The sequence below is a fragment of the Streptomyces sp. NPDC006296 genome, assembly GCF_040613235.1.
GTDB lineage: Bacteria > Actinomycetota > Actinomycetes > Streptomycetales > Streptomycetaceae > Streptomyces.
In genome coordinates this window covers 147,663-169,322 of the sequence record NZ_JBEXRT010000012.1, presented here as the reverse complement: position 1 = coordinate 169,322, position 21,660 = coordinate 147,663, and the positions used below count along the sequence as shown (strand labels likewise).

Genomic DNA, 21,660 nt, shown 5'->3' with positions numbered 1-21,660 from the left:
GCCCGGGGGGACGGATCCGTCCCCCCGGGCCCCGGTGCGCCGTCCGTCAGGCGCGTGCCCTGAACCGGTGGGTGCCCGAACCCACCGTGAACACCGCGCACCCGTCCTCCTGCCGCAGGAAGGCCGCGTGCCCCCGGTCCGCACTCCGCCGGTCACCGCCCGGCACCCACACCTCGGCGGTCGTGTTCGGCGGCAGCGTGACCTGGAGCGCGAAGCCGTCCGCGCCCTTCTCCCAGCGGGTGGAGACCGGCCCGTACCGTGAGTCGAACCGGCCCTCGGCCCGGTTCACCCCGCCGCCCGGCCGCGGCCGGACCAGGACCTTCCGGAACCCCGGGGCACCGGGGGCGATCCCCGCGATGTTCGCGTACATCCATTCCCCGACCGAGCCGTACGCGTAGTGGTTGAAGGAGTTCATCCCCGCGTCCTGGAAGCTCCCGTCCGGCCGGATCGAGTCCCAGCGCTCCCACATCGTGGTGGCGCCCCGGTCGATCTGGTAGCCCCAGCTCGGGAACGTCCGCCGGAGCAGCAGCCGGTAGGCGACGTCCGTGTGCCCGGTGTCCGTGAGCACGGGCAGCAGCCGCGGGGTGCCGAGGAAGCCCGTCGACAGGTGCCAGTCCTTCGCCTCGATGAGGGCGACCAGCCGGTCCGCGGCGGGCCCGCGGTCCTGCGCCGCCAGCAGGTCCATGGACAGGGCCAGCACGTACGCCGTCTGCGTGTCCCCCTTCACCCGCCCGCCGGAGGACACGTACGCCGCCCGGAACGCGTCACGCACCCGGCCGAACAGCGAGCGGTAGGGCGCCGGATCCTTGCCCAGCACCTCGGCGGTCCGGGCCACCAGATCGGCGCTGTGGGCGAAGTAGGCCGTGGCGACGACGTCCTTGGGGGTCTCGTCCTCGATGTTGAGCCAGTCGCCGAAGCCGTCGGCCGGACGCAGCAGCCCGGTGCTGTGCGCCTCCAGGTAGCCGAGCCAGGCGAGCATCGAGGACCAGGACTCCTCCAGCACCCGCTCGTCGCCGTACGCCTGGTACAGGGCCCAGGGCACGGTGACCCCGGCGTCGCCCCAGCCCGCCGCGCCGCTGCCGACGTCCCGCAGGTCCGGCGCGACGTTGGTGAAGGCGCCCTCCGGCGTCTGGGCGTCGCGCAGGTCGTACAGCCACTTGGTCAGGAAGCGCGCCGACTCCATGGTGTAGGTGGCGGTCGGTGCGAAGACGTTGATGTCACCGGTCCAGCCGAGCCGCTCGTCGCGCGCCGGGGTGTCCGTCGGCACGGAGAGGAAGTTCCCGCGCTGCCCCCAGGTGATGTTGCTGTGGAGCTGGTCGAGCATGGGCACGTCCGTCGAGAAGTCCATGGTGAACGGTGCCGAGGTGTGGATGACCCGGCCCACCACGGCGTCCCGTCCCGGCGTGCCGGGATAACCCGTCACCTCGACGTAGCGGAACCCGTGGAACGTGAAGTGCGGTTCGTAGGTCTCCCGGCCTCCGCCCCTCAGCGTGTACGTGTCCGTGGCGCGCGCGGTGCGGAGGTTGGCGGTGTAGAGCGTGCCGTCCGGATTCAGGACCTCGGCGTGCCGCAGCCGTACGGTCGTCCCGGCCGGTCCGGACACCGTGAGGCGCGCGGTGCCCACCATGTTCTGGCCGAGGTCGAACACGAACACCCCGGGCTCCGGCTCGGTCACCTCCCGGGCCGTCAGCTCCCGCTGGACCGCGCAGGGTCCGTCCACCTCGGCCACGAGCCGCGCCGTGACGCCCTCGACCCGGTCCGCCGGGAGCCAGCCGGACGCGTCGAACCCCGTGCGGTTCCAGCCGTCGCTCTCCAGCCGGGCGTCGTACTCCTCGCCCGACATGAGGTCGGCCCCGGTCACCGGCCCGGCGCCGCTCAGCCAGCCGTTCCCCGACACCACGCGCTGTGTGGACCCGTCGGTGTAGGTCACCTCCAGCTGGGCGAGCACGGCCGGCCTCTCGCCGTACTGATGCGGTCCGAACCAGGCGATGTTCCCCGCGTACCAGCCGTTCGCCAGGGTGATGCCCAGCGCGTTGCCCCCCTCGGCCAGCAGACCGGTCACGTCGTGCGTCCGGTACGGGACCCGCGTGTCGTAGTCGGTCCAGCCCGGGGCGAGGCGGTCCTCGCCGACGGGCTCGCCGTTGAGCGTGACCTCGTACAGGCCGAGGGCCGTCGAGTACAGCCTGGCCCGGGCGACGGCCTTGCCGCGCAGCCGGAACTCCCGCCGCAGCAGGCAGGCGGGGGAGTACGCGACCGGGACCTCGCCCCACGGTCCCGAACCCCACGGGGCGAGGACCCGGGCGGCGGCCCAGGCGGAGTCGTCGTAGGTGTCGGAGTCCCAGTCCCCCGACGGCTCCCGGTCGGTGGCCCGCCAGTCGGCGCCGGTGACGGCCGTGACGACTCCGTCCGCCGTGGTCAGCTCCAGCACCCCGAACAGCCCGGCCGGGCCGGCGACGGCGTTCGTCGCCGACACCGCGATCACCCGGGAACCGGGGGAGAGGTGCTCCGTGACGTCCACGAGCACCGGGCGCTTCCAGTTCTCGGCGGGACCGTCCGCGTCGGTGTGCGCCACCGTCACGCCGTTCACCCGGGCGGTGAACCCGTCGTCGGCACTCATCACCAGACGCGCCCGGGTGACACCCTGCGGTACGTCGACCCGGCCGCGGAACCACCGGGTGGCGGCGGGCGCCTCGACGGCGGGATCGCCTTCCGGGAACCAGATCCACGCGGTGTCCTCCAGGGCGGGCGTCGCGGTCAGCGCGGCGGACGGGGTGATCCAGTCCGCCGACCAGTCCGAGGACTCCAGCAGCCCGGTCTCCCACCAGGACGGCTCGCTCCAGGCGGAGGCCCTGCCGTCCTGGTCCCAGATCCGCACGGACCAGAAGTACCGCGTGCGGGAGGCCTGTTCGGGGCCGCCGTACGGAACGAGCAGGGACTGCCCGGACTCCACCCTCCCGCTGTCCCAGACGTCGGGCTTCCCCAGGCGGTCGGGGGCGGTGGCCACCCGCACCTGGTAGGCGGTCTGGCCGGTGCCCGGGCTGTCCGAGGCCACCGGCCAGCTCAGCCGGGGACGCGGGGTGTCCAGGCCCAGCGGGTGGCGCACGTACTCGACCGTCGGCCCGGTCACCCGAGCCCGGCCGGCCGCCGCCCGCGACCGCCCGTCCGCCCCGGCGGTGGGGGCGGACACCGCGGCGAGCGCGGCGGTGGCGACGGTGGTGCTGAGCAGTCGTCTTCTGCTGATCACAACGCGGCTCCGTAACGATGCGGTGATGAATCGTTTCAGTCCAGTGAAGCTAGAGTCTTGATCGGGCCCTGTCAATAGTTCTGTCGCGATCGTGCGTTCCTCGGTTCGGTGCGCGCAGGGCTGCGGTGTGAGGCGTTGACGCTTCCGCGAACGAGGGCCTATCGTCCGGTCGGGGGGTCTTGAAACCTTTCATGCGCCGGGCCGGCCGGGCCCGTCCGGCCGCCGGCCGTTGAGCTGTCCGGCTGACGGTGGCTCAGGCCCGTGGGTGATGTGGACGAAAGGTCAGGTGTTCGCACGTCGCGGATCTGACGGGTCCGCGATCCGCTCCTCCACCCAAGGGAGAACGCATGCGCCTGCGCGCCCGCTGGGCACCGGCCGCTCTGCTGCTGATCGCCCCGCTGATCGGCACCACCACGGCCGCCGCCGACACCGCCGAGCCCCTCGTACCGGTGCAGAAGTCCGCCCGCGCCGTCCCCGGCCAGTACATCGTCACCCTCGCTCCCGGGCAGAAGCCGGCCGCCGTGGCCGAACAGCTCGGGGTCAGCGCCCTCTTCACGTACAGCGAGGTCCTGCACGGCTTCGCGGCCTCCCTCACGTCCGCGCAGCTGGAGCAGGTGCGCGGCACGGCGGGCGTCCAGGCCGTCGAGGAGAACAGCGAGGCGTCCGTCTCGCCGCCCGCGGCGGGGGCGGCAGGCGGGAAGCGCGCCGTGGCCGCGAGCTGGGGCCAGGACCGCATCGACCAGCGGAACCTGCCGCTGGACGGTGCCTACGACGTCGACGGCACCGGTGCGGGGGTGACGGCGTACGTGCTGGACACCGGCATCGAGTCCGCGCACGGTGAGTTCGGCGGCCGGGTGGGCGCCGGGTACGACGCGATCGGTGACGGCCGCGGCTCCGAGGACTGCAACGGCCACGGCACGCACGTGGCGGGGACCGTCGCCGGGGCGACCCACGGCGTCGCCCCCGCCGCCTCCCTCGTGCCGGTGCGGGTGCTCGACTGCGAGGGCTCGGGCACCTGGGCCGGGATCATCGCCGGGCTCGACTGGATCGCCCGGAACGCCGAGCAGCCGGCCGTGGTCAACGCCTCGCTGGGCGGCCCCGCCTCGGCCGCGGTCGACGACGCCTTCGACGCCCTCGCGGACGGGGGCACCCTGCCCGTCGTCGCCGCGGGCAACGAGGACCAGGACGCCTGCGACGTCTCCCCGGCCCGCGCCGCCGGTGTGCTCGCGGTGGGCGCCACCGACGACCGGGACCGCCAGGCGACGTTCAGCAACTGGGGCACCTGTGTGTGGCTCTACGCCCCCGGCGTGGACATCGTGTCCGCGAAGCTCGGCGGCGGTTCCACGACGCTGAGCGGCACGTCGATGGCCAGTCCGCACGCCGCGGGAGCGGCCGTCCTGTACCGGGAGCAGCACCCCGACGCGTCGCCGCGGGAGGTCGCCGACGCGCTGGCCGAGGAGGCGACCCCGGACGTCCTGACCGGCCTGGGCTCCGGCTCGCCCGACCGGCTCATGTACACCGGCGGTCTCTGACCTCCGGCCCGGTCCCACCGGAGCGGGGCCCGCCTGCTGCGGGCCCCGCTCCTCGTCGTGCCCCGGGCCGGGGGCTCTCCGTGCCGCGCCCTCCCCGGCGCGCGGCGCCACGCCGCCGTCGCGGGGCAGCCTCCCCGCTCTCCGCGCCGGGCCCGGCGGGCGGCGCGTAATCGCTTGCAAGCGGAAGTCCGACTCTTGCGTTCCCGAGCCCGGCCGACTTGAAGCGAAGCGTCCGTGCCAGTCGCATCCGACGCAGGCCTGTCCGGCCGCTCCGCGCGTACCGATGGCCCTGTCGCGGGCGTACATAAGTGCTCGGTACGCCGTCGAGGCGGAGGCTTCCGGCGACGTGTGACCGGCGAAGAACTGTCAAACATTTTCCAGAACTGCGCGAGATATTGCACTCGCCCGGGCCCGGTGGTTGAGTGTCCCGCGCCCCGGCAGACAGTCGGCCGGAGCCTTCCGCGCTCATGCCCGAAGGGGACCACCGATGAGAAGTGCTGGATCTCGCCGTAGCCGCCGCGCCTCCACCGCCGCCGTCACCGCGTTCGCCCTGGCCGCCCTCGCCGCCTGCGGCACGAGCAGCAGCGGCGGCGGCGACGGCTCCGGCAGTGGATCGTCCGACCCCGCGGCGCCGCTCGACCCCGGGACGAAGGTGACGCTGACGATCGACTGCATGCCGCCGGCGGCCAAGGCGGCGGAGCTGCGCGAGTGGAAGGAGGACGTCAGGGCGTTCAACCGGACCTACCCCGAGGTCAGGATCGACGGGAGGTCGACGCCCGGCCAGTGCCTGGAGCCGCCGCGGTTCACGGCGATGCTCAAGGGCAGGTCGCAGCCGGACGTCTTCTACGCGTACTTCACCGACCTCCAGCAGGTGCTCGACAACGACGGAGCCGAGGACATCTCCGCGTACGTCACCGACATCACCGTCCCCGCGCTGAAGGACATCCAGCCGCAGGTGCTCGACGTCGCCCGGAAGGACGGCAGGCTCTACGCGCTGCCGACCAGCAACTACACCATGGGCCTGCTGATCAACCGGAAGCTGTTCACCCGGGCCGGACTGGACCCCGACACCCCGCCCGCGAGCTGGGAGGAGGTCCGCACGGCGTCCCGGAAGATCGCCGCACTGGGCCCGGACATCGCGGGCTTCGGCGAGTACAGCGCCGGCAACAACGGCGGCTGGCACTTCACCGCCACGCAGTACGCCCTGGGCGGGGACGTCGTGGACGCGAGCGGCAGGAAGGCCGCGTTCGACGACGACACGGGCAGGCAGGTCCTCCGGCACCTGCACGACATGCGCTGGGAGGACGACAGCATGGGCAGCACCCAGCTGCTGAAGTGGGGCGATCTGCAGAAGCAGATAGCCACGGACAAGCTCGGCATGTTCCTCGCCGCACCCGACGACATCGCCTACATGGTGCAGCAGCTCGGCGCGGAGTACGAGAACTTCGGACTCGGCCCGATTCCCGGCGCCCGGGGCACGCTCTTCGGCGGCAACAACTACATGATCAAGAAGGGCAGTTCGCCCGACACGATCAAGGCGGCCGTCGCCTGGCTGAACTTCAAGAACCTGACCCCCGGCCAGGGGCAGTTCGACTGGGCCCGCACCAAGACCGACCGGCTGCCCGTGGGGCTCCCGCAGCCGAACTTCTTCACCGGCGAGAGCAAGAAGAAGGACGACGCCGACCGCGCCGCCCACGCCACCATGCCCGTCGAGAACTTCAAGGCCTTCATGGACCACCCCGTCCCCGGCAGGGCCGAGCCGCCGAAGGCCCAGGAGATCTACAAGATCCTCGACAACGCGATGTCCGCCGTCCTCACCAACCGGGACGCCGACATCGACCGGCTGCTGGACACCGCCGCACAGCAGGTCGACCAGATCCTGGCCCAGCCGTAGCGGACCACGGGGAGCCGGGCCGGGCGGGCCCGGCCCGCATCCGGACCGTCCGTACGCGAGCGACCGCACCGGCACCGAGGAGAGACCATGTCGGCCCCCACCCTGTCCGGCGGGAAGACCAGCGCCCCGCCGCCCGCGCACCGGCCACGGCCCACCGGACCGGACTCCGGCCGCGCGGAGTTCGTGCGCGCGCTGCGCCGCAACCTCACGGCGCACGGCTTCCTGATCGGAGCCGTCCTCTGCTTCGCCTTCTTCTCCTGGTACCCGATGGGCAGGGAGTTCGTCCTGGCCTTCCAGCGGACCGAGGACGGCGAGACGACCTGGGCCGGCTGGTCCAACCTCAGCTACGTCCTCAACGACCCGGCGTTCGGACAGGCCTGGCGCAACACCCTGCTCTTCACCGGCCTGGCGCTCCTGATGGGCTTCGTGGTGCCCTTCGCCGTCGCCGTCCTCCTCAACGAGCTCCGGCACGCGCAGGGTTACCTCCGCCTGCTGGTCTACCTGCCCGTCATGCTGCCGCCGGTGGCCTCGGTCCTGCTCTTCAAGTACTTCTACGACCCCGGTCACGGACTCTTCAACCGCATCCTGGACGTCCTCCACCTGCCCGCCCAGCAGTGGCTCCAGGACCCCGGCACCTCCATGCTCTCCGTCGTCATCGCCTCCACCTGGATGAACATGGGCGGGGCCACCCTGATCTACCTCGCCGCCCTCCAGGGCATCCCCGGGGAGCTGTACGAGGCGGCCGAACTCGACGGCGCCGGGCTGTTCCGCAAGATCTGGCACATCACCGTCCCGCAGACCCGGCTCATCCTGTCGCTGCTGCTGCTCATGCAGGTCATCGCGACCATGCAGGTGTTCACCGAACCGTTCCTGCTCACCAACGGCGCGGGCCCGGAGGGCTCCACCACGACCGTCGTGTACCTCATCTACCAGTACGCCTTCAACTTCAACAACTACGGCGGAGCGGCGGCCCTCGGCCTCCTCCTGCTGGTCGTCCTCGCGGGCTTCTCCGCGGTGTACGTACGCCTCAGCCGCAGCAGCGAAGACTAGGACGGGAGCACCACGATGGCATCGCACACGCTCGCCTCCCGGCCGGGACCCGGCAGCGGACGCCGGGCCCGCCGCCGGGAGGAGGACCGAGGCCGCCGGACCCTGATCTCCCCGGCCCAGCTCGCCCGGCCCCGCGGCAAGGCGGTCTACCGGATCGTCCTCGTCCTGGTGACGGCCGGCTTCACCCTGGTCTTCCTCGGCCCCCTGTACTGGATGGTCACCGGCGGCCTCAAGACCACCCAGGAGGTCGTCCAGAGCCCGCCCACCGCCTTCCCCACCTCGCTCCACCCGGAGAACTACTCCCAGGCGTGGACCGTCATGGACCTGGCCCGGCTGCTCCTCAACACGCTCTACTACGCGTTCGGGGCGCTCGCCTTCCAGCTCGTGCTCGACGTGGCCGCCGCCTACTCGCTGTCCAAGCTGCGCCCGCTGTTCGGCAAGGCCCTGCTCGGCATGATGCTGGCCACCCTGATGATCCCGGCGACCGTCCTGGTCGTGCCGCAGTACCTCACGGTCCTCGACGTGCCGCTGTTCGCACGCAACCTGCTCGACTCGCCCTGGGTGATCTGGCTCCCGTCGGTCACCAACGCGTTCAACATCTTCCTGCTGAAGCGGTTCTTCGACTCCGTGCCCGGCGAACTCCTCGACGCCGCGGCCATCGACGGAGCCTCACCCCTGCGCACCCTGCGCTCCGTCGTCCTGCCGCTCTCCCGTCCCGTCCTCGGCGTCGTCTCCATCTTCGCGGTCGTCGGGGTCTGGAAGGACTTCCTCTGGCCCATGCTCACCCTGCCCGACCCGCAGAAGCAGACCCTCAACGTCGGCATCTACTCGCTGTCCAACGGGGTGCCGCAGAACGTCCTCATCGCCGCGCTCACCATCGCGTCCGTCCCGACGCTGCTGATCTTCCTGCTCTTCCAGCGCCACATCATGGGCGGGCTCACCGCGGGCGGCCTGAAGGGCTGACACCACCCCGCACCACCCGCCTCCCACCAGCACTCCGCCGCCGGCCTTACCGCGCGACCCGCGTCCGGGCCGGGGGCGGAGCCCCACCTGCCCGAAAGGAACGCCCCGTGGCAGCCATCCGCCCGACCGAGGACACCACCGCACCCTGGTGGCGCGACGCCGCCGTCTACCAGATCTACGTACGCAGCTTCGCCGACGGCGACGGGGACGGCACGGGCGACCTCGCGGGAGTGCGGTCCCGGCTGCCCTACCTCGTCGAACTGGGCGTCGACGCGCTGTGGTTCACCCCCTGGTACCTCTCCCCGCTGGCCGACGGCGGCTACGACGTGGCCGACTACCGGGTCATCGACCCCGCCTTCGGCCACCTGGCCGAGGCGGAGAAGCTCATCGCCGAGGCCCGGGAACTCGGCATCCGCACCGTCGTCGACATCGTCCCCAACCACGTCTCCGACCGGCACAGCTGGTTCCGGGCGGCGCTCGCCGCCGCCCCCGGCAGCCCCGAGCGCGAGCTCTTCCACTTCCGGGACGGACGCGGCGACCACGGGGAGATCCCGCCCAACGACTGGGTCTCGGAGTTCGGCGGCACCCCGTGGACCCGGGTCGCCGACGGCCAGTGGTACCTGCACCTGTTCGCCCAGGAGCAGCCCGACCTCAACTGGGCCCACCCCGAGGTCCGCCGGGAGCACGAGGACGTCCTGCGCTTCTGGTTCGAACGGGGCGTCGCCGGTGTCCGGATCGACTCCGCCGCACTGCTCGCCAAGGACCCGGCCCTGCCCGACTTCGTCGAGGGCACCGACCCGCACCCCTACGTCGACCGCGACGAACTCCACGACATCTACCGCTCCTGGCGCGCCGTCGCCGACCGGTACGACGGCATCTTCGTCGGAGAGGTCTGGCTCCCCGACCCCGAGCGCTTCGCCCGCTACCTGCGGCCCGACGAACTGCACACCGCCTTCAACTTCACCTTCCTGACCTGCCCCTGGGACGCCGGGGCGCTGCGCGCGGCCATCGACGGCACCCTCGCCGAGCACGCCCCGGTGGGAGCCCCCGCCACCTGGGTGCTGTGCAACCACGACGTCACCCGCACCGTCACCCGCTACGGACGCGCGGAGACCGGCTTCGACTTCGCGGCCAAGGCCTTCGGCACCCCCACCGACCTGGAGCTCGGGACCCGCAGGGCCCGGGCGGCGGCCCTGCTCTCCCTGGCGCTGCCCGGCGCCGTCTACCTCTACCAGGGCGAGGAGCTCGGACTTCCGGAGGCCGACATCCCCCGGGAGCGCATCCAGGACCCCATGCACCTGCGCTCCGGCGGCACCGACCCGGGCAGGGACGGCTGCCGGGTCCCGCTGCCCTGGTCCGCCGGGGAACCGCACGCCGGCTTCGGCTCCACCGCCGAACCCTGGCTCCCGCAGCCGCCGGCCTGGTCCGCGTACGCCGCCGACGCGCAGAGCGCCGATCCCTCCTCGATGCTCACCCTCTACCGCGAGGCGCTCCGCCTGCGCCGCTCCGCACCCGGATTCGCCTCCGCACCCCGCGAGCCCGCCGACGCCCCGCTGCACTGGCTCCCGTCGGACCCCGGCGTCCTCGCGTTCACCCGCGGCCACGGACTGACGTGTGTCGTCAACCTCTCCGGCGGGCCGATCCGTCTCCCCGCGCACGACGAGATCCTGCTGACCAGCGGCCCGCTCGACGGCGGCGGCCTGCTGCCGGACGACACCGCGGCCTGGCTGCGCCGGACGCGATAGCGCGGAGCCCGGGGCTGCGGCACAGTGGGCGTATGGACGATCTCGACGTTCTCGCCGACGAGCACCTGGCCGCGGCCCGGGCCGATCCGCACGGGCGCAGCGCGCACCTGCTGCTGCGCCGGCGGCCGCTGCGGCAGGCGGTGATCGCGCTCACCGGGGGCACCGCCCTCGACGAGCACAACGCACCCCCCGCCGCCTCGCTCCAGGTGCTCCGCGGCGCGGTCCGGGTCACCGCGGGCTCCGGGGACGTGGACCTCGCGGCGGGCGTCCTGCACCCCCTCCCGCAGGAGCGGCACGGGGTGCTGGCGCTGGAGGACGCGGTCGTGCTGCTCACCGCCGTGAACGACTGAACGGACCTGGAGTACACCCGCGGAACCGAGGCATGAGAGAAAGGGACACTGCAGGGCCGCCGGCACACCGGCGGCGCCGTCCTGCCCGTCACCCTTTCCTACGTCCCCCGGAGACCCCGCGTGCCCAGCAGGACCGACGAACCCGTCGCCGAACCGACCGCGCAGCCGGCCGGTGAGCCGCCGGCGCCCGGCACCTGGCACACCGCTCTGCGCCGCACCCCCGTGTCCCTGTGGAACGACGACGTCTCCGACTGGGCCGCGGCGCTGACCTACTACGCCATCCTCGCGCTGCTCCCGGCGCTCCTGGTCACGGTGTCGGTCATCGGCCTGGCCAATCCGAGCGCCACCAACGCCCTGATCGCCGACATCACGGCCTTCGCACCCGCCGAGTCCGGTGCGGCGCTGCGCCGGCCCCTGGAGGCCGCCACCCACGAGCGCAGCGCGGTCTGGCTCCTCGTCGTGACGGGCAGCGTGAGCGCCGTCTGGTCCGCGTCGAGCTATCTGGCGGTCTTCCGCCGGGCCATGCACGCCATGCACCGGGTCAAGGACACGAGGCCCCCGCTGCGCCAGGCGCACATCATCGTGGCCTCGGCCGTCGGCCTGCTCGTCCTGCTGATGGCCAGCGCCTTCGCCCTGGTGCTCACCGGCCCGCTGGCCCGCTGGCTGGGCCGCCGCCTGGGGGTCGCGCAGGCCGGCGAGACGCTGTGGGCGGGACTCAAGTGGCCGGTGCTGCTCTGCCTGGTCGCCTGCCTCATCGTGGGCCTCTTCAACACCGGTCCGCGCACCGCGCGCGGACTCCGGCAGGGGCTGCCCGGCGGGGTGCTCGCCGCGTTCCTCTGGCTGGTGGCCTCCGCGGGATTCGCGCTGTACGCCACCCACATCGGGAGCTACAGCCGGCTGTACGGCTCGCTGGCCGGCCTGGTGGTCTTCCTGATCTGGATCTGGTTCACCAATCTGTCGCTGCTGATCGGCGCCCAGTTCAACGTCGAGTTGGCCCGCGCCGAGGAGAACGCGGCGCGCGCGGCCCCCTGAGGGCCGCGGGGCCCTCGTGGACGGCGGCCCCCTGAGAGCTCCGGGGCCGTGTGGGCCGCCGGGGCCTTGTGGGAGCGCTCCCAGAGCCTCAGGACGGGGCGATGAACCGGAGCGCCCACGTACGCCCCTACCGGCCCGCCGACCGGGAGGCCCTCGCGGACATCTGCGTCCGCACCGCCGACAACGGCGGCGACAGCACGCACCTGTACCCCGACCCCGGGCTGATGTCCGCACTCTTCGCCGAGCCCTACGCCCACCTCGAGCCGGAGCTGGTCTTCGTCCTGGACGACGGCTCCGGACGCGCGGTCGGCTACGTCCTGGGCACCGCCGACACCGAGCGGTTCGCGGCCGGCTTCCGCCAGGTCTGGCTGCCCCGGGTGGCGGCACGCTTCCCCGCACCCGGGGGTGACCCGCGGACGCCCGCCGAGTCCATGGCGGCCCTGCTCCACCGCCCCGAACGCATGATCCTCCCGGAGCTGGCGGAGCACCCCGCGCACCTGCACATCGACCTGCTGCCCCGCTGGCAGCACAAGGGGCACGGCAGGGAGCTGACGGTCACCTTCCTGCACGCCCTGCACCGTCGGGGCGTACCGGCCGTCCACCTGTCGATGCTGACGGCGAACACCCCGCCCGGGCCTTCTACGACCGGCTCGGGTTCCGGGTGATCGACGTGCCCGACCCCGGTCCGCTCACCTACCTGGGGCGATCCACCGAGGGTGTGGAACCCGCGAGTTGGGCAGGTAGGGGAGGGCGAGCCGGGGAGACGGCCCCGGCCGCCGGTTCGGAGAGGTGAGCGGCATGACCGAGCAGAGCGCGTGGAGTTTCGCGGACGACCGGGGCCGGCTGGTGAGCGCCGGGCGCCGGCCCTCCAGGGTGCTCGCGTACGTCCAGGCGGGAGCGACGCTGTGGGACCACGGGATACACCCGGAGGGGATCTTCGGCTCCGGCCACGACGGGCCCGAGCCCGACCGCGCCAAGACGGGCACCCTCCCGCTGGACTCGGTGGACTACCGGGGCGCCGGGGACGACCTGGACGTGGACACGCTGTTACGCGGCGGGCCGGACCTCGTCGTCGCCGTCAGCTACGGCCACGGCCAGCTCTACGGACTGGACCCGGACACCGCCAAGCACCTGGAGGAGCGCGTCCCGGTCGTCGTGGTCGACGTGGGCCAGGCGCGCACCCTGGACCGGGTCGCCGAGCGGTTCGCCGAGCTCGCCCGCTCGCTGGGCGGCGCACCGGCACCGGACGCCACGGACGCCCTGCACGCCACCCGCGAGCGGCTCCGCGCGGCCGTCCGCGCCGCGCCCGGCACCCGGGTCCTGGCCCTCTCGCCCGCCGGCCAGGAGGAGGCGTACGCCGCCCGTCCGCAGATGTGGCCCGAGCTGCGCGTGCTGGCCGAGCTGGGGGTCGGCATGGTCTCCCCGCCCGAGAGCGCGGGCGTCAACTGGGCCACGCTCGGCTGGGAGGCCGTCGCCGCCCTGGGACCCGGCATCGTCCTGTCGGACATCCGTGCCCACGCGCTCCCGCTCGGCGAGGTCACCGCCCCCGCCTGGGAGCCGGCCCGGCACCGCGTGCGCACCGTGGCCTGGAACCCGGAACCCGTGTGCAGCCCGCAGGCCCACGCGCGCTTCCTCGCCCGGGTGGCGGACGCCCTGGAGGGGACGGCCGGCACCTGAGGACCACCGTCATCTCGTCCCCGGGGGCCCGCCGCGTGACGCGGCGGGTCCCCGTGCGTACGGCCTCCGGCTCCCCGTGCGTACGGCTTTCGGCTCCCCGGGTGTACGGCCGACGGAGTCCCGCGTGTACGACCGGTGGGCCCCGTGCGTACGGCCTGCGGGTCCCCGGAGCGGCGGCGGCCGCCTGCTCCGTACGGACGCCCCGGATCGCGCGGTGCGCCCCGCCTGGCGAGGCTGGCCCGGAGCCGGGACGTGAGATCCCCCGTACTTCCAGGAGCGCAGATGCAGCAGGACAAGCACCCGTCGTACCGCCCCGTGGTCTTCCGCGACCGTGCCGCCGGGTACGCCTTCCTGACCCGGTCCACCGCCTCCAGCGAGCGGACGATCGACTGGGACGACGGCAACACCTACCCGGTCGTCGACGTGGAGATCTCCGCCGAGAGCCACCCGTTCTTCACGGGCGAGGCGCGCGTCGTCGACACCGAGGGCCGGGTCGCCCGGTTCGAGCGGCGGTACGGCGGCGGAGGGGACCAGGACGCCTCCTGAGCCCCGGGTCTCCTCCACCGCCCGTCCCCGGGGCAGAATCGGGCGGGCCGTACGTCCCGTGACAGCGGTGCGTCCCGTGGCAGCCGTGCCGGACGGACCGCCCGCCCGAGCCCACCAGGAGACCGCCCCATGCCCGACGGCCCCGCCCTGCTGGTCATCGGCGAATGCGTCGCCGACATCGTCCGGCTGCCCGGCGCACCGGACCGCACCCATCCCGGCGGCAGCCCCGCCAACGTCGCCTGCGGACTGGCCCGGCTGGGTCGGCGGACCACCCTGCTGACCCAGCTCGGCGCGGACCCCGGAGGACGGCTCGTCGCGGACCACCTCGCGTCGGCCGGGGTGCGGGTGCTGACGGACGGGAGCGGCGCGGCCACCCCCACCGCCACGGTCCTGCTCGACGACGCGGGCCGGGCCGCGTACACCTTCGAGATCACCTGGACGCTGGGCCCGGTCGAGCGCACCGGGGAACCGCCCCGGCACGTCCACACCGGGTCCGTCGCCACCGCCCTGGAGCCCGGCGCCTCCACCGTCCTGGAGCTCGTCCGGTCCCTCCGGGAGGAGGCGACCGTCAGCTACGACCCCAATGTGCGGCCCGCGCTGATGGGCGACCACGCCCGCGCGGTGCGCCGGGCCGAGGACTGCGCCGCGCTCAGCGACGTCGTCAAGGCCAGCGACGAGGACCTGCGGTGGCTGTACCCCGACGAGGCACCGGAGGACGCGGCCCGGCGGTGGCTGCGGTCCGGTCCCGCGGTCGTCCTGGTCACCCGGGGCGCGGCGGGCGCGACGGCGTTCCTGCCGGACTCCTCGGTGAGCGTCGCCGCACCGCCCGTCCGGATCGCCGACACCGTCGGGGCCGGCGACGCCTTCATGTCCGGCGCCCTGGACGCCCTGGCCTCGCACGGGCTGCTCGGCGCGCCCGGCCGCGCGCGGCTGCGCACCCTGGACGCCGCGGTCCTGGACGACGTGCTGCGCCGTGCGTCGGCCTCGGCCGCGGTGACCGTCGCGCGGGCCGGCGCCCTGCCTCCCGACCGGGGCGAGCTGGACGCCGCCCTGGACGCCGGGTCCGGCCGTCACCGGCCCCCGCCGGCACCGCCGTCCGGGCGTACGCCGTGACGGTGCGGACACCTCCCCGGAGGGTGTCCTCGCCCGTACCCCGGTCGTTGATTTCGTTATGACCGTGACCCTTACCGACACCGCCCCACCGTCCACGACCGATCTTCTGACCGGCGTACTCCTCGGTCCGGACTTCCGCCGTGAACACGGCTTCTGGCAGCGGCTGATCAGCACAGAACCGTTCCGCCGTCCCGCCGGCGGGACGCCCGAGGAGCGGCTGGCCCTCGCCTACGAGCGCCTGCGGATCCTCAACCGGAGCCTCGACAGCGGAGCGCGGCTCGCGGCCGACCCGAGGGCGCTGGCCGCCCTGCACGCCTGGCTCGGCCCGGTCGACCCCGCGCTGACCACCGTGGCGGGCATCCACTACAACCTCTTCCTCGGCAGCCTCCTGGACCACGATCCGGCCGGCCGGCGCGACCTGTCGGACCACCTGGCGATGCGCAGCATCGGCACCTTCCTCTGCACGGAGGTGGCCCACGGCAACAACGCGGCGGCGATGGAGACCACGGCGACGTACGACCGGGAACGGGACGGGTTCGTCCTGCACACCCCGAACGCGGGCGCGCAGAAGTTCATGCCCAACACGAGCCCCGCGGGCGGGGCCAAGACCGGGCTGGTCGCGGCGCGCCTGGTGGCCGACGGCGCGGACCACGGGGTGCGCCTCTTCCTGGTGCCGCTCACCGACCACGAACGGGCGCTCCCCGGCGTCCGGGTGCGGCTGCTCCCCGCCCGGATGGGCAGTCCCGTGGACCACTGCCTGACCGCGTTCGACCGGCTCTTCGTGCCGCGTGACGCGCTGCTGGATCCCGACGGTGAGAGCGGCGCCCCGGGGGAGTTCAGGACGGGACCGGGGGACAGGCGCCGGCGCTTCCTGGCCTCGATCGGGCGGGTGACCCCCGGCCGGATCGCCATGAGCGCCTGCGCGGCCGGCTCGGCCCGCGCCACCCTCGCCGTGGCCGTCCGCTACGGCGGCCACCGGATGATCTCCGGCACCCGCGGCGCCCCGCCCGTCCCGGTCAACGCCCACCGGACGCACCACGGCCCGCTCGCCTCGGCGATGGCCACCGTCTTCGCCATGACCCTGCTCCACCGGCGGGCCCAGGAGCGCTGGGAGGCCTGTACGGACGAGGAGGCCAGGACCCGGGCGGGGACGCTGGTCGACGTCGCCAAGGCCTGGATCACCTGGCGTGCGCGCGAGGTCATCGTCGAGAGCCGTGAACGCTGCGGTGCGCAGGCGCTGCTGGAGAACAACGGCATGACCGAACTCGTCACGGGAGTGGAGGGGGCCATCACCGCGGAGGGCGACAACATCGCCCTCTACGCCCGGGCCGCCGCCGACATGCTCTTCGCCGCCGAACCGGGCCGCGCGGACGTCCTGCCCCCGTACACCGGCGACCTCTCCGACCCCCGCTTCCTCGGCGCACTCCTCGCCTCGGTCCAGGACATCTGGTTCGTCCGGGCCAGGGAGCGCGCCTCGCGGGCCCCCGACGCCGACGCCCTCGGACGCTGGAACGCCGTCTCGGGCCCGGCCCTGCGCGGGGTCGAGGCCTACGCCCACCGGGAGGCCGCCGCGGCCTACGCCGAGGCCCGCGCCGCACTCCCCGAGGGGGAGGCGAAACAGCGGCTGGGCGAGCTGGAGCGGCTGTTCGCCGTCGAACGGGTGGCCCGCAGCAGCGGCGACCTGCTGGCCGCCGGCCTGCTGAACGCCGATCAGGTCGGGGAGCTGGCCCACGAGGCCGAGGAACTGATCGCGGCCGTCGCCGCGCACGCCCCGCGGCTCGCCGACTCCTTCGCCCTGCCCGAGGCGCTGCTCGCCGACTGGCCGATCGCCGGTCCGGGCTACGCCGACGCCTACGACGACCCCGAGGGCCCCTGGAACTCCGCCGCGGCGGACGCCCGGTGAGCGCCCCGCGCCCGGAGCGCACGAGCTGCGGCCGGATCGCCGGACGCCTGGAGATCCTGGGCCTGCGCGCCGTCCTGCTGGCCTACTGGGGGACGACGGCTGTGCTCGCCCGCCGGGAACACCGGCCGCACACCGCCGGCGGCGAATCGGTTCACCCCGGGCGCTGACCCGTGCGGCAGCCGTCGCCGGCCGGGCGCCAGGACCGGTCCCGCCCGGCCGGCGACGGCCCCCGAGGCCGGCGACACGCCGCGTGATAGCTTGCAGGCGCCAGTCACACTCCCCAGGGAGTCAGGGAATCCGGTGCGAATCCGGAGCTGACGCGCAGCGGTGAGGGGAACGGGCGGGGCCACGGCCACTGGGACACCCTCGGGTGCACCGGGAAGGCGCCCCGTCCGGACGAACCCGAGTCCGAAGACCTGCTGGCACCCGCTTCCGCACCGGGAGCGGAACTCCGTACCGGGCTCCGCGCATGAGCCCAGAGACGCCGAGGACCTTGTGCCCCCCATAGCCAGCACCGCACGCCGAACCGCCCTGCTCGTCACGGGACTTCTGCTCCTCTCCGCCTGCGGCCCGGGCGGCGGCCCGTCCGACGGCGCCGCGCCGAAGGGCTCGGCCGACGGCTTCCCCGTGACACTCCGGAACTGCGGCCGCACGGTGACCGTCGACGCGGCGCCGCGCCACGCCGTGTCCCTCAACCAGGGGTCGACGGAGATCCTGCTCTCCCTCGGCCTCCGCGGCCGGCTCGCCGGGACCGCGAACTGGACGGACCCGGTGATGAACGGCCTGGAGAAGGACGAGGCCACGGTCCCCCGGATCGCCGAGAACCAGCCCTCCTCCGAGAAGGTCCTCGCCGCGGAACCCGACTTCGTCAGCGCGTCGTTCGAGTCGACGCTCGGCAAGGGCGGCGTGGCGCCCCGCGAGCAGTTCGAGGAGCTCGGCGTGCCGACGTACCTCTCTCCCACCGACTGCGCGGGCAAGGACAACACCGGCAGCAGCGACGGCTCCCGCACCACGCCCCTGACCATGGACGGCGTCTACGGCGAAGTGCGCGATCTGGCGAAGGTGTTCGGCGTACCCGAGCGCGGCGAGAAGCTGATCGACAGCCTCCGGGAACGCATCACGAAGGCGACCGCGGACATCGACGCCTCCGACACCACCCTGCTCTACTGGTTCGCCAACGCGGAGGCCCCCTATCTGGCGGGCTGCTGCGGCGCCCCCGGGATCATCACCGGCGAACTCGGCGCGAAGAACGTCTTCGACGACACGCACGAGGAATGGCCCCAGATCAACTGGGAGACCGTCGCCGACCGTGATCCGGACGTCCTGGTGATCGGCGACCTGACCCGCAAGTCCCAGACGGCGGAGAGCGCCGCGAAGAAGATCGAGTTCCTGGAGTCCAACCCCGCCACGAAGAACCTGGACGCCGTCCGCCACAAGCGCTACATCCTGCTCAGCGGTCAGGCCATGAACCCGACCGTCCGGACCGTGGAAGGCGTCGAGCGCGTCGCGGCGGGGCTGCGCGCGTTCGGACTGACGGGGTGACGAGGACCGAAGCCGCCCCGGACACCGCGCTCCGGCCACCGCCCCCGGCACCGCCGGCCGCCGCGCCGCGGCTCCTGCGCGACGGGCTCGTGTGGGGCGCCGGGATCGTCCTGCTGCTCCTGTCCGTCGCGGTCGCCGTGACCATCGGCCCGGCCCGGATCTCGGTCCCGGACGTGTGGTCCGCGGTGGCCGCGCACCTCGGCCTGGGCGAGGGACGGCTGACCCCCGTCCGCGACGGCATCATCTGGAACCTGCGCATGCCCCGCACCCTGCTCGCCGCGGTGTGCGGGGCCGGACTCGCGGTGTGCGGCACCGTCATGCAGTCGCTGCTCCGCAACCCGCTCGCCGACCCGTTCGTCCTCGGCGTGTCCTCGGGGGCGTCCACCGGGGCGGTCGTGGTCGTCGTCCTGGGCGTCGGCGGGGGAGCGGTGTCCGTCGCGGGCGGCGCCTTCACCGGGGCGCTGTGCTCGTTCGCCCTGGTGCTGCTGCTCAGCCACACCCTCGGCGGATCCACCGACCGGGTCGTGCTCTCCGGGGTCGCCGCCATGCAGCTGTTCTCCGCGCTCACCTCGTTCGTCGTGATGACCGCCGCCGACGCGGAACAGACCCGGGGCGTGCTGTTCTGGCTGCTCGGCTCGCTGAGCGGGGTCGGCTGGACCGATGTGGGGACCTGCGCGGCCGTGCTGGCCGCGACCCTGCTGATCTGCCTCGGCCACGCCCGCACCCTCGACGCCTTCGCCTTCGGGCAGGACGCGGCGGCCGCCCTCGGCGTGCACGTGGCCCGCACCCGGATCGTGCTGCTCTGCACGACCGCGCTGCTGACCGCCGCCCTCGTCAGCTCGGCCGGCGCCATCGGCTTCGTCGGCCTCGTCCTGCCGCACGCCGCCCGCGCCCTGACCGGAGCGGGACACCGCAGACTGCTGCCGGTGACCGCGCTCGCCGGAGCCGTCTTCCTGGTCTGGGTCGACACCCTGGCCAGGACCGTCCTCGACCCCCAGGAGGTCCCGGTCGGGGTGGTCACCTCGCTCATCGGCGTGCCCGTGTTCGTCCTGATCCTGCACCGCACCCGGAGGAGCGCATGACCCGCGACGCGCGGCGGACGGCCGTCCCCGGCGACGGCCTGCGGGCCGAACGGGTCAGCAGGGAGGCCGGCGGACGCCTCCTCCTGGACGGGGTGAGCATCGCCCCGCCGCCCGGCGCCACGGTCGGGCTCCTCGGACCCAACGGATCCGGCAAGACCACGCTGCTGCGGGTGATGGCGGGCGTGCTCACCCCCGGCACCGGAGTCGTGACCCTCGACGGCCGCACGCTCGCCGAGACCGGCCGGCGGGCCGTGGCCCGCCGTGTCGCCGTCGTCGACCAGCACGCCGTCACCCAGGTCAACCTGAGCGTCCTGGACGTCGTACGGCTCGGCCGCATCCCGCACCGGCGCGCCTGGTCCGCCTCCGGACCCGAGGACGAGGAGGCCGTGCGCGAGGCCCTGGCGCGCACCGGGCTCACGGGGCGCGCCGCGCAGTCCTGGCACACCCTGTCCGGCGGCGAGCGCCAGCGCGTCCAGATCGCCCGCGCGCTCGCCCAGCGGCCCCGCGAACTCCTGCTCGACGAACCCACCAACCACCTGGACATCCAGCACCAGCTGGAACTGCTCTCGCTGGTCGCCGAGCTCCCCGTGACCGCGGTGCTCGCGCTGCACGACCTCAACCTGGCCGCGATGTTCTGCGACCGGGTCACGGTCATGAAGGAGGGCCGGGTGGTGGCCGCCGGGACGCCCTCGGAGGTGATCACCGAGGAACTCATCGCCGACGTGTACCGGGTGCGCGCGTCGGTCGCACCGGAGGGACCCGGCGGGCGCCCCTCGGTGCGCTTCCTGCCCGGAGCGGCCGTCCCCGCATACCGGGGCAACGACGAGGGGGCGGGCCCGTGAACCTCCCGGGTCCGCCCCTCGCCGGTGTCGCACGGCCTGTCGCCGCTGTGTGAGGGGTCAGGTCAGCGACGACGTCCCTGGCCGTACTCTCCGCCCATGTCCTTGTCGCTGCCCGTGTCCTTGCCGTCCGCGTAGTCGATCTTCTCCTTGCGGAGCTCCGCGGACACTTCCTTCTGCTCGGTGACCTTGCTGGTCTCGAGGCGGACCCGTTCCACGGGGACCGCCTCCTTGTGGACGGTGGCTCGTTCGGCGTGCAGGGTGACCTCGACGTCCTGTTCGCCGAGCTCGCTCCGCGCGGCTCCCCGCTCGCCCGGCTGCAGGGGCTCGCGCACCACGCGCACCTCCTCGTGGGAGACCGGCACGGTCCGGGTGACGTTCTCCGTCACCACGTACTTGTGCAGGCGGGCCCTCCCGCTCTCGTACTCCTCCGTCCCGACCTGGAGCTGCTCCTCGGACCTGACCATCTCCTCCCGGCCGGTGCCGGCGGCGGAGCGTTCGGCTCCGGCACCCGCGAGCGGCCGCGAGGCGGCGGTGGCCTCCGTGTCCCGGTGCCTGCCCGTGCCGGCACCGGCGGTGCCCATGCCGGCCGTGGTGGTGCCGGTCTCCTCGGCGCGTCCGGAGCGGGCCGTGCCGGCCGCGCCTGCCGCACCCATGGCCGCGGTGCCGGTCCCGGACGTCGTGCGTCCGTCACCGCCCGCGCCGGCCTCGGCGGTCCCCTTCCTGGTCATCCCGTAGTGCCGGTAGAGCTCCTGCTCCTCCGAGACGGAGAGGTGCGCGTCCGCGTCCACCCGGGGAGCGTCCTTGACGCTCTCCTTGGCGTGCGAGACGTGCAGGTCGGAGCCCACCCGGCGGGCCCCGGCCAGCGGCACGAAGCTCTCCTTCATGCCGAACATGCCGGTCTTGACCGTGATCCAGTCGGGCTTGCCGGTGTCGTCGTCGACGTAGACCCGGCCCACCGTGCCGACCTTCTCCCCGTCGCTGTCGTAGACGGTCAGACCGTCGAGTTCTCCGGAATCCGTGAAACCGTCAGCGGCTCCCATGGCCGATCCCTCCTCGCCCGGGCGCGTCCTGCGGTCGGGTCCGGCAGAGGAGGCGCGTCCGGCTTCCATCGCGCCTCACCCGGTTGGACGGTGCAACCTCCCGGC

The 21,660-nt window shown here is 73.7% G+C and carries 17 protein-coding genes, 1 pseudogene and 1 riboswitch; of the genes and pseudogenes, 16 read left to right on the top strand and 2 right to left on the bottom strand.

The genetic code is table 11. The features are described 5' to 3' along the window. Window positions 1–46: 46 nt before the first annotated feature. Complete coding sequence (locus ABZ172_RS11605) at window positions 47–3,244, bottom strand: alpha-L-rhamnosidase (RefSeq protein WP_356882743.1); 3,198 nt, start codon at window positions 3,242–3,244, stop codon at window positions 47–49. Between the two features lie 347 nt (window positions 3,245–3,591). Between ABZ172_RS11605 and ABZ172_RS11600 the strand changes: the two genes are divergently transcribed. From ABZ172_RS11600 to ABZ172_RS11525, 16 genes and pseudogenes are all read left to right on the top strand, one after another. Beyond that, window positions 3,592–4,776, top strand: a complete 1,185-nt coding sequence (locus ABZ172_RS11600; protein ID WP_356882741.1) for a S8 family peptidase — start codon at window positions 3,592–3,594, stop codon at window positions 4,774–4,776. 487 nt (window positions 4,777–5,263) lie between these two features. Further along, on the top strand, window positions 5,264–6,670 hold the full coding sequence (locus ABZ172_RS11595) for an extracellular solute-binding protein (protein WP_356882739.1): 1,407 nt from the start codon (window positions 5,264–5,266) through the stop codon (window positions 6,668–6,670). An 87-nt stretch (window positions 6,671–6,757) separates the two neighbouring features. Further along, complete coding sequence (locus ABZ172_RS11590; RefSeq protein WP_356882737.1) at window positions 6,758–7,720, top strand: sugar ABC transporter permease; 963 nt, start codon at window positions 6,758–6,760, stop codon at window positions 7,718–7,720. Between the two features lie 15 nt (window positions 7,721–7,735). Next, the gene (locus ABZ172_RS11585; RefSeq protein WP_356882735.1) at window positions 7,736–8,683 is read left to right on the top strand and encodes a carbohydrate ABC transporter permease; all 948 of its coding nucleotides are present in this window, start codon (window positions 7,736–7,738) and stop codon (window positions 8,681–8,683) included. Between the two features lie 107 nt (window positions 8,684–8,790). Continuing rightward, a complete protein-coding gene (locus tag ABZ172_RS11580) occupies window positions 8,791–10,428 on the top strand; it encodes an alpha-amylase family glycosyl hydrolase (protein ID WP_356882732.1) in 1,638 nt (545 codons plus the stop codon). Between the two features lie 32 nt (window positions 10,429–10,460). Further along, window positions 10,461–10,778, top strand: coding sequence for a cupin (locus tag ABZ172_RS11575; protein ID WP_356882730.1), 318 nt, complete (start codon window positions 10,461–10,463; stop codon window positions 10,776–10,778). Between the two features lie 120 nt (window positions 10,779–10,898). Beyond that, complete coding sequence (locus tag ABZ172_RS11570; protein WP_356882728.1) at window positions 10,899–11,810, top strand: YihY/virulence factor BrkB family protein; 912 nt, start codon at window positions 10,899–10,901, stop codon at window positions 11,808–11,810. A 101-nt stretch (window positions 11,811–11,911) separates the two neighbouring features. Then, window positions 11,912–12,603, top strand: a pseudogene (locus tag ABZ172_RS11565) (GNAT family N-acetyltransferase). 5 nt (window positions 12,604–12,608) lie between these two features. Then, complete coding sequence (locus tag ABZ172_RS11560; RefSeq protein ID WP_356882726.1) at window positions 12,609–13,487, top strand: ABC transporter substrate-binding protein; 879 nt, start codon at window positions 12,609–12,611, stop codon at window positions 13,485–13,487. A gap of 282 nt (window positions 13,488–13,769) precedes the next feature. After that, complete coding sequence (locus ABZ172_RS11555; protein ID WP_356882724.1) at window positions 13,770–14,033, top strand: type B 50S ribosomal protein L31; 264 nt, start codon at window positions 13,770–13,772, stop codon at window positions 14,031–14,033. 129 nt (window positions 14,034–14,162) lie between these two features. Further along, a complete protein-coding gene (locus ABZ172_RS11550) occupies window positions 14,163–15,146 on the top strand; it encodes a carbohydrate kinase (RefSeq protein WP_356882722.1) in 984 nt (327 codons plus the stop codon). A 58-nt stretch (window positions 15,147–15,204) separates the two neighbouring features. After that, window positions 15,205–17,049, top strand: coding sequence for an acyl-CoA dehydrogenase (locus ABZ172_RS11545; protein WP_356882720.1), 1,845 nt, complete (start codon window positions 15,205–15,207; stop codon window positions 17,047–17,049). Next, window positions 17,046–17,216, top strand: a complete 171-nt coding sequence (locus ABZ172_RS11540; RefSeq protein WP_356882718.1) for a hypothetical protein — start codon at window positions 17,046–17,048, stop codon at window positions 17,214–17,216. Before ABZ172_RS11545 ends, ABZ172_RS11540 begins: the two co-directional genes overlap by 4 nt. A gap of 84 nt (window positions 17,217–17,300) precedes the next feature. After that, window positions 17,301–17,488, top strand: a riboswitch (cobalamin riboswitch). Between the two features lie 56 nt (window positions 17,489–17,544). Next, the gene (locus ABZ172_RS11535; RefSeq protein ID WP_356882716.1) at window positions 17,545–18,591 is read left to right on the top strand and encodes an ABC transporter substrate-binding protein; all 1,047 of its coding nucleotides are present in this window, start codon (window positions 17,545–17,547) and stop codon (window positions 18,589–18,591) included. After that, a complete protein-coding gene (locus tag ABZ172_RS11530) occupies window positions 18,588–19,673 on the top strand; it encodes an iron chelate uptake ABC transporter family permease subunit (protein WP_356882714.1) in 1,086 nt (361 codons plus the stop codon). Before ABZ172_RS11535 ends, ABZ172_RS11530 begins: the two co-directional genes overlap by 4 nt. After that, entirely contained in the window at window positions 19,670–20,515 is an 846-nt protein-coding gene (locus ABZ172_RS11525; RefSeq protein ID WP_356882712.1) for an ABC transporter ATP-binding protein, read from the top strand. The genes ABZ172_RS11530 and ABZ172_RS11525 overlap by 4 nt, the downstream gene beginning before the upstream one ends. Before the next feature lie 62 nt (window positions 20,516–20,577). On the opposite strand, the gene ABZ172_RS11520 is transcribed toward ABZ172_RS11525, so the two are convergent. Beyond that, window positions 20,578–21,555 carry a PRC and DUF2382 domain-containing protein gene (locus ABZ172_RS11520; RefSeq protein WP_356882710.1) on the bottom strand — a complete coding sequence of 326 codons (978 nt, stop codon included), beginning with the start codon at window positions 21,553–21,555 and terminating at the stop codon, window positions 20,578–20,580. Between the last annotated feature and the right edge of the window lie 105 nt (window positions 21,556–21,660).

Bases quoted from the DNA above. Each gene is read 5' to 3' on its own strand.
- ABZ172_RS11555 (WP_356882724.1), top strand. From the start codon at position 13,770: ATGCAGCAGGACAAGCACCCGTCGTACCGCCCCGTGGTCTTCCGCGAC.
- ABZ172_RS11525 (WP_356882712.1), top strand. From the start codon at position 19,670: ATGACCCGCGACGCGCGGCGGACGGCCGTCCCCGGCGACGGCCTGCGG.
- ABZ172_RS11545 (WP_356882720.1), top strand. From the start codon at position 15,205: ATGACCGTGACCCTTACCGACACCGCCCCACCGTCCACGACCGATCTT.
- ABZ172_RS11575 (WP_356882730.1), top strand. From the start codon at position 10,461: ATGGACGATCTCGACGTTCTCGCCGACGAGCACCTGGCCGCGGCCCGG.
- ABZ172_RS11585 (WP_356882735.1), top strand. From the start codon at position 7,736: ATGGCATCGCACACGCTCGCCTCCCGGCCGGGACCCGGCAGCGGACGC.
- ABZ172_RS11590 (WP_356882737.1), top strand. From the start codon at position 6,758: ATGTCGGCCCCCACCCTGTCCGGCGGGAAGACCAGCGCCCCGCCGCCC.
- ABZ172_RS11595 (WP_356882739.1), top strand. From the start codon at position 5,264: ATGAGAAGTGCTGGATCTCGCCGTAGCCGCCGCGCCTCCACCGCCGCC.
- ABZ172_RS11520 (WP_356882710.1), bottom strand. From the start codon at position 21,555: ATGGGAGCCGCTGACGGTTTCACGGATTCCGGAGAACTCGACGGTCTG.
- ABZ172_RS11600 (WP_356882741.1), top strand. From the start codon at position 3,592: ATGCGCCTGCGCGCCCGCTGGGCACCGGCCGCTCTGCTGCTGATCGCC.
- ABZ172_RS11560 (WP_356882726.1), top strand. From the start codon at position 12,609: ATGACCGAGCAGAGCGCGTGGAGTTTCGCGGACGACCGGGGCCGGCTG.
- ABZ172_RS11550 (WP_356882722.1), top strand. From the start codon at position 14,163: ATGCCCGACGGCCCCGCCCTGCTGGTCATCGGCGAATGCGTCGCCGAC.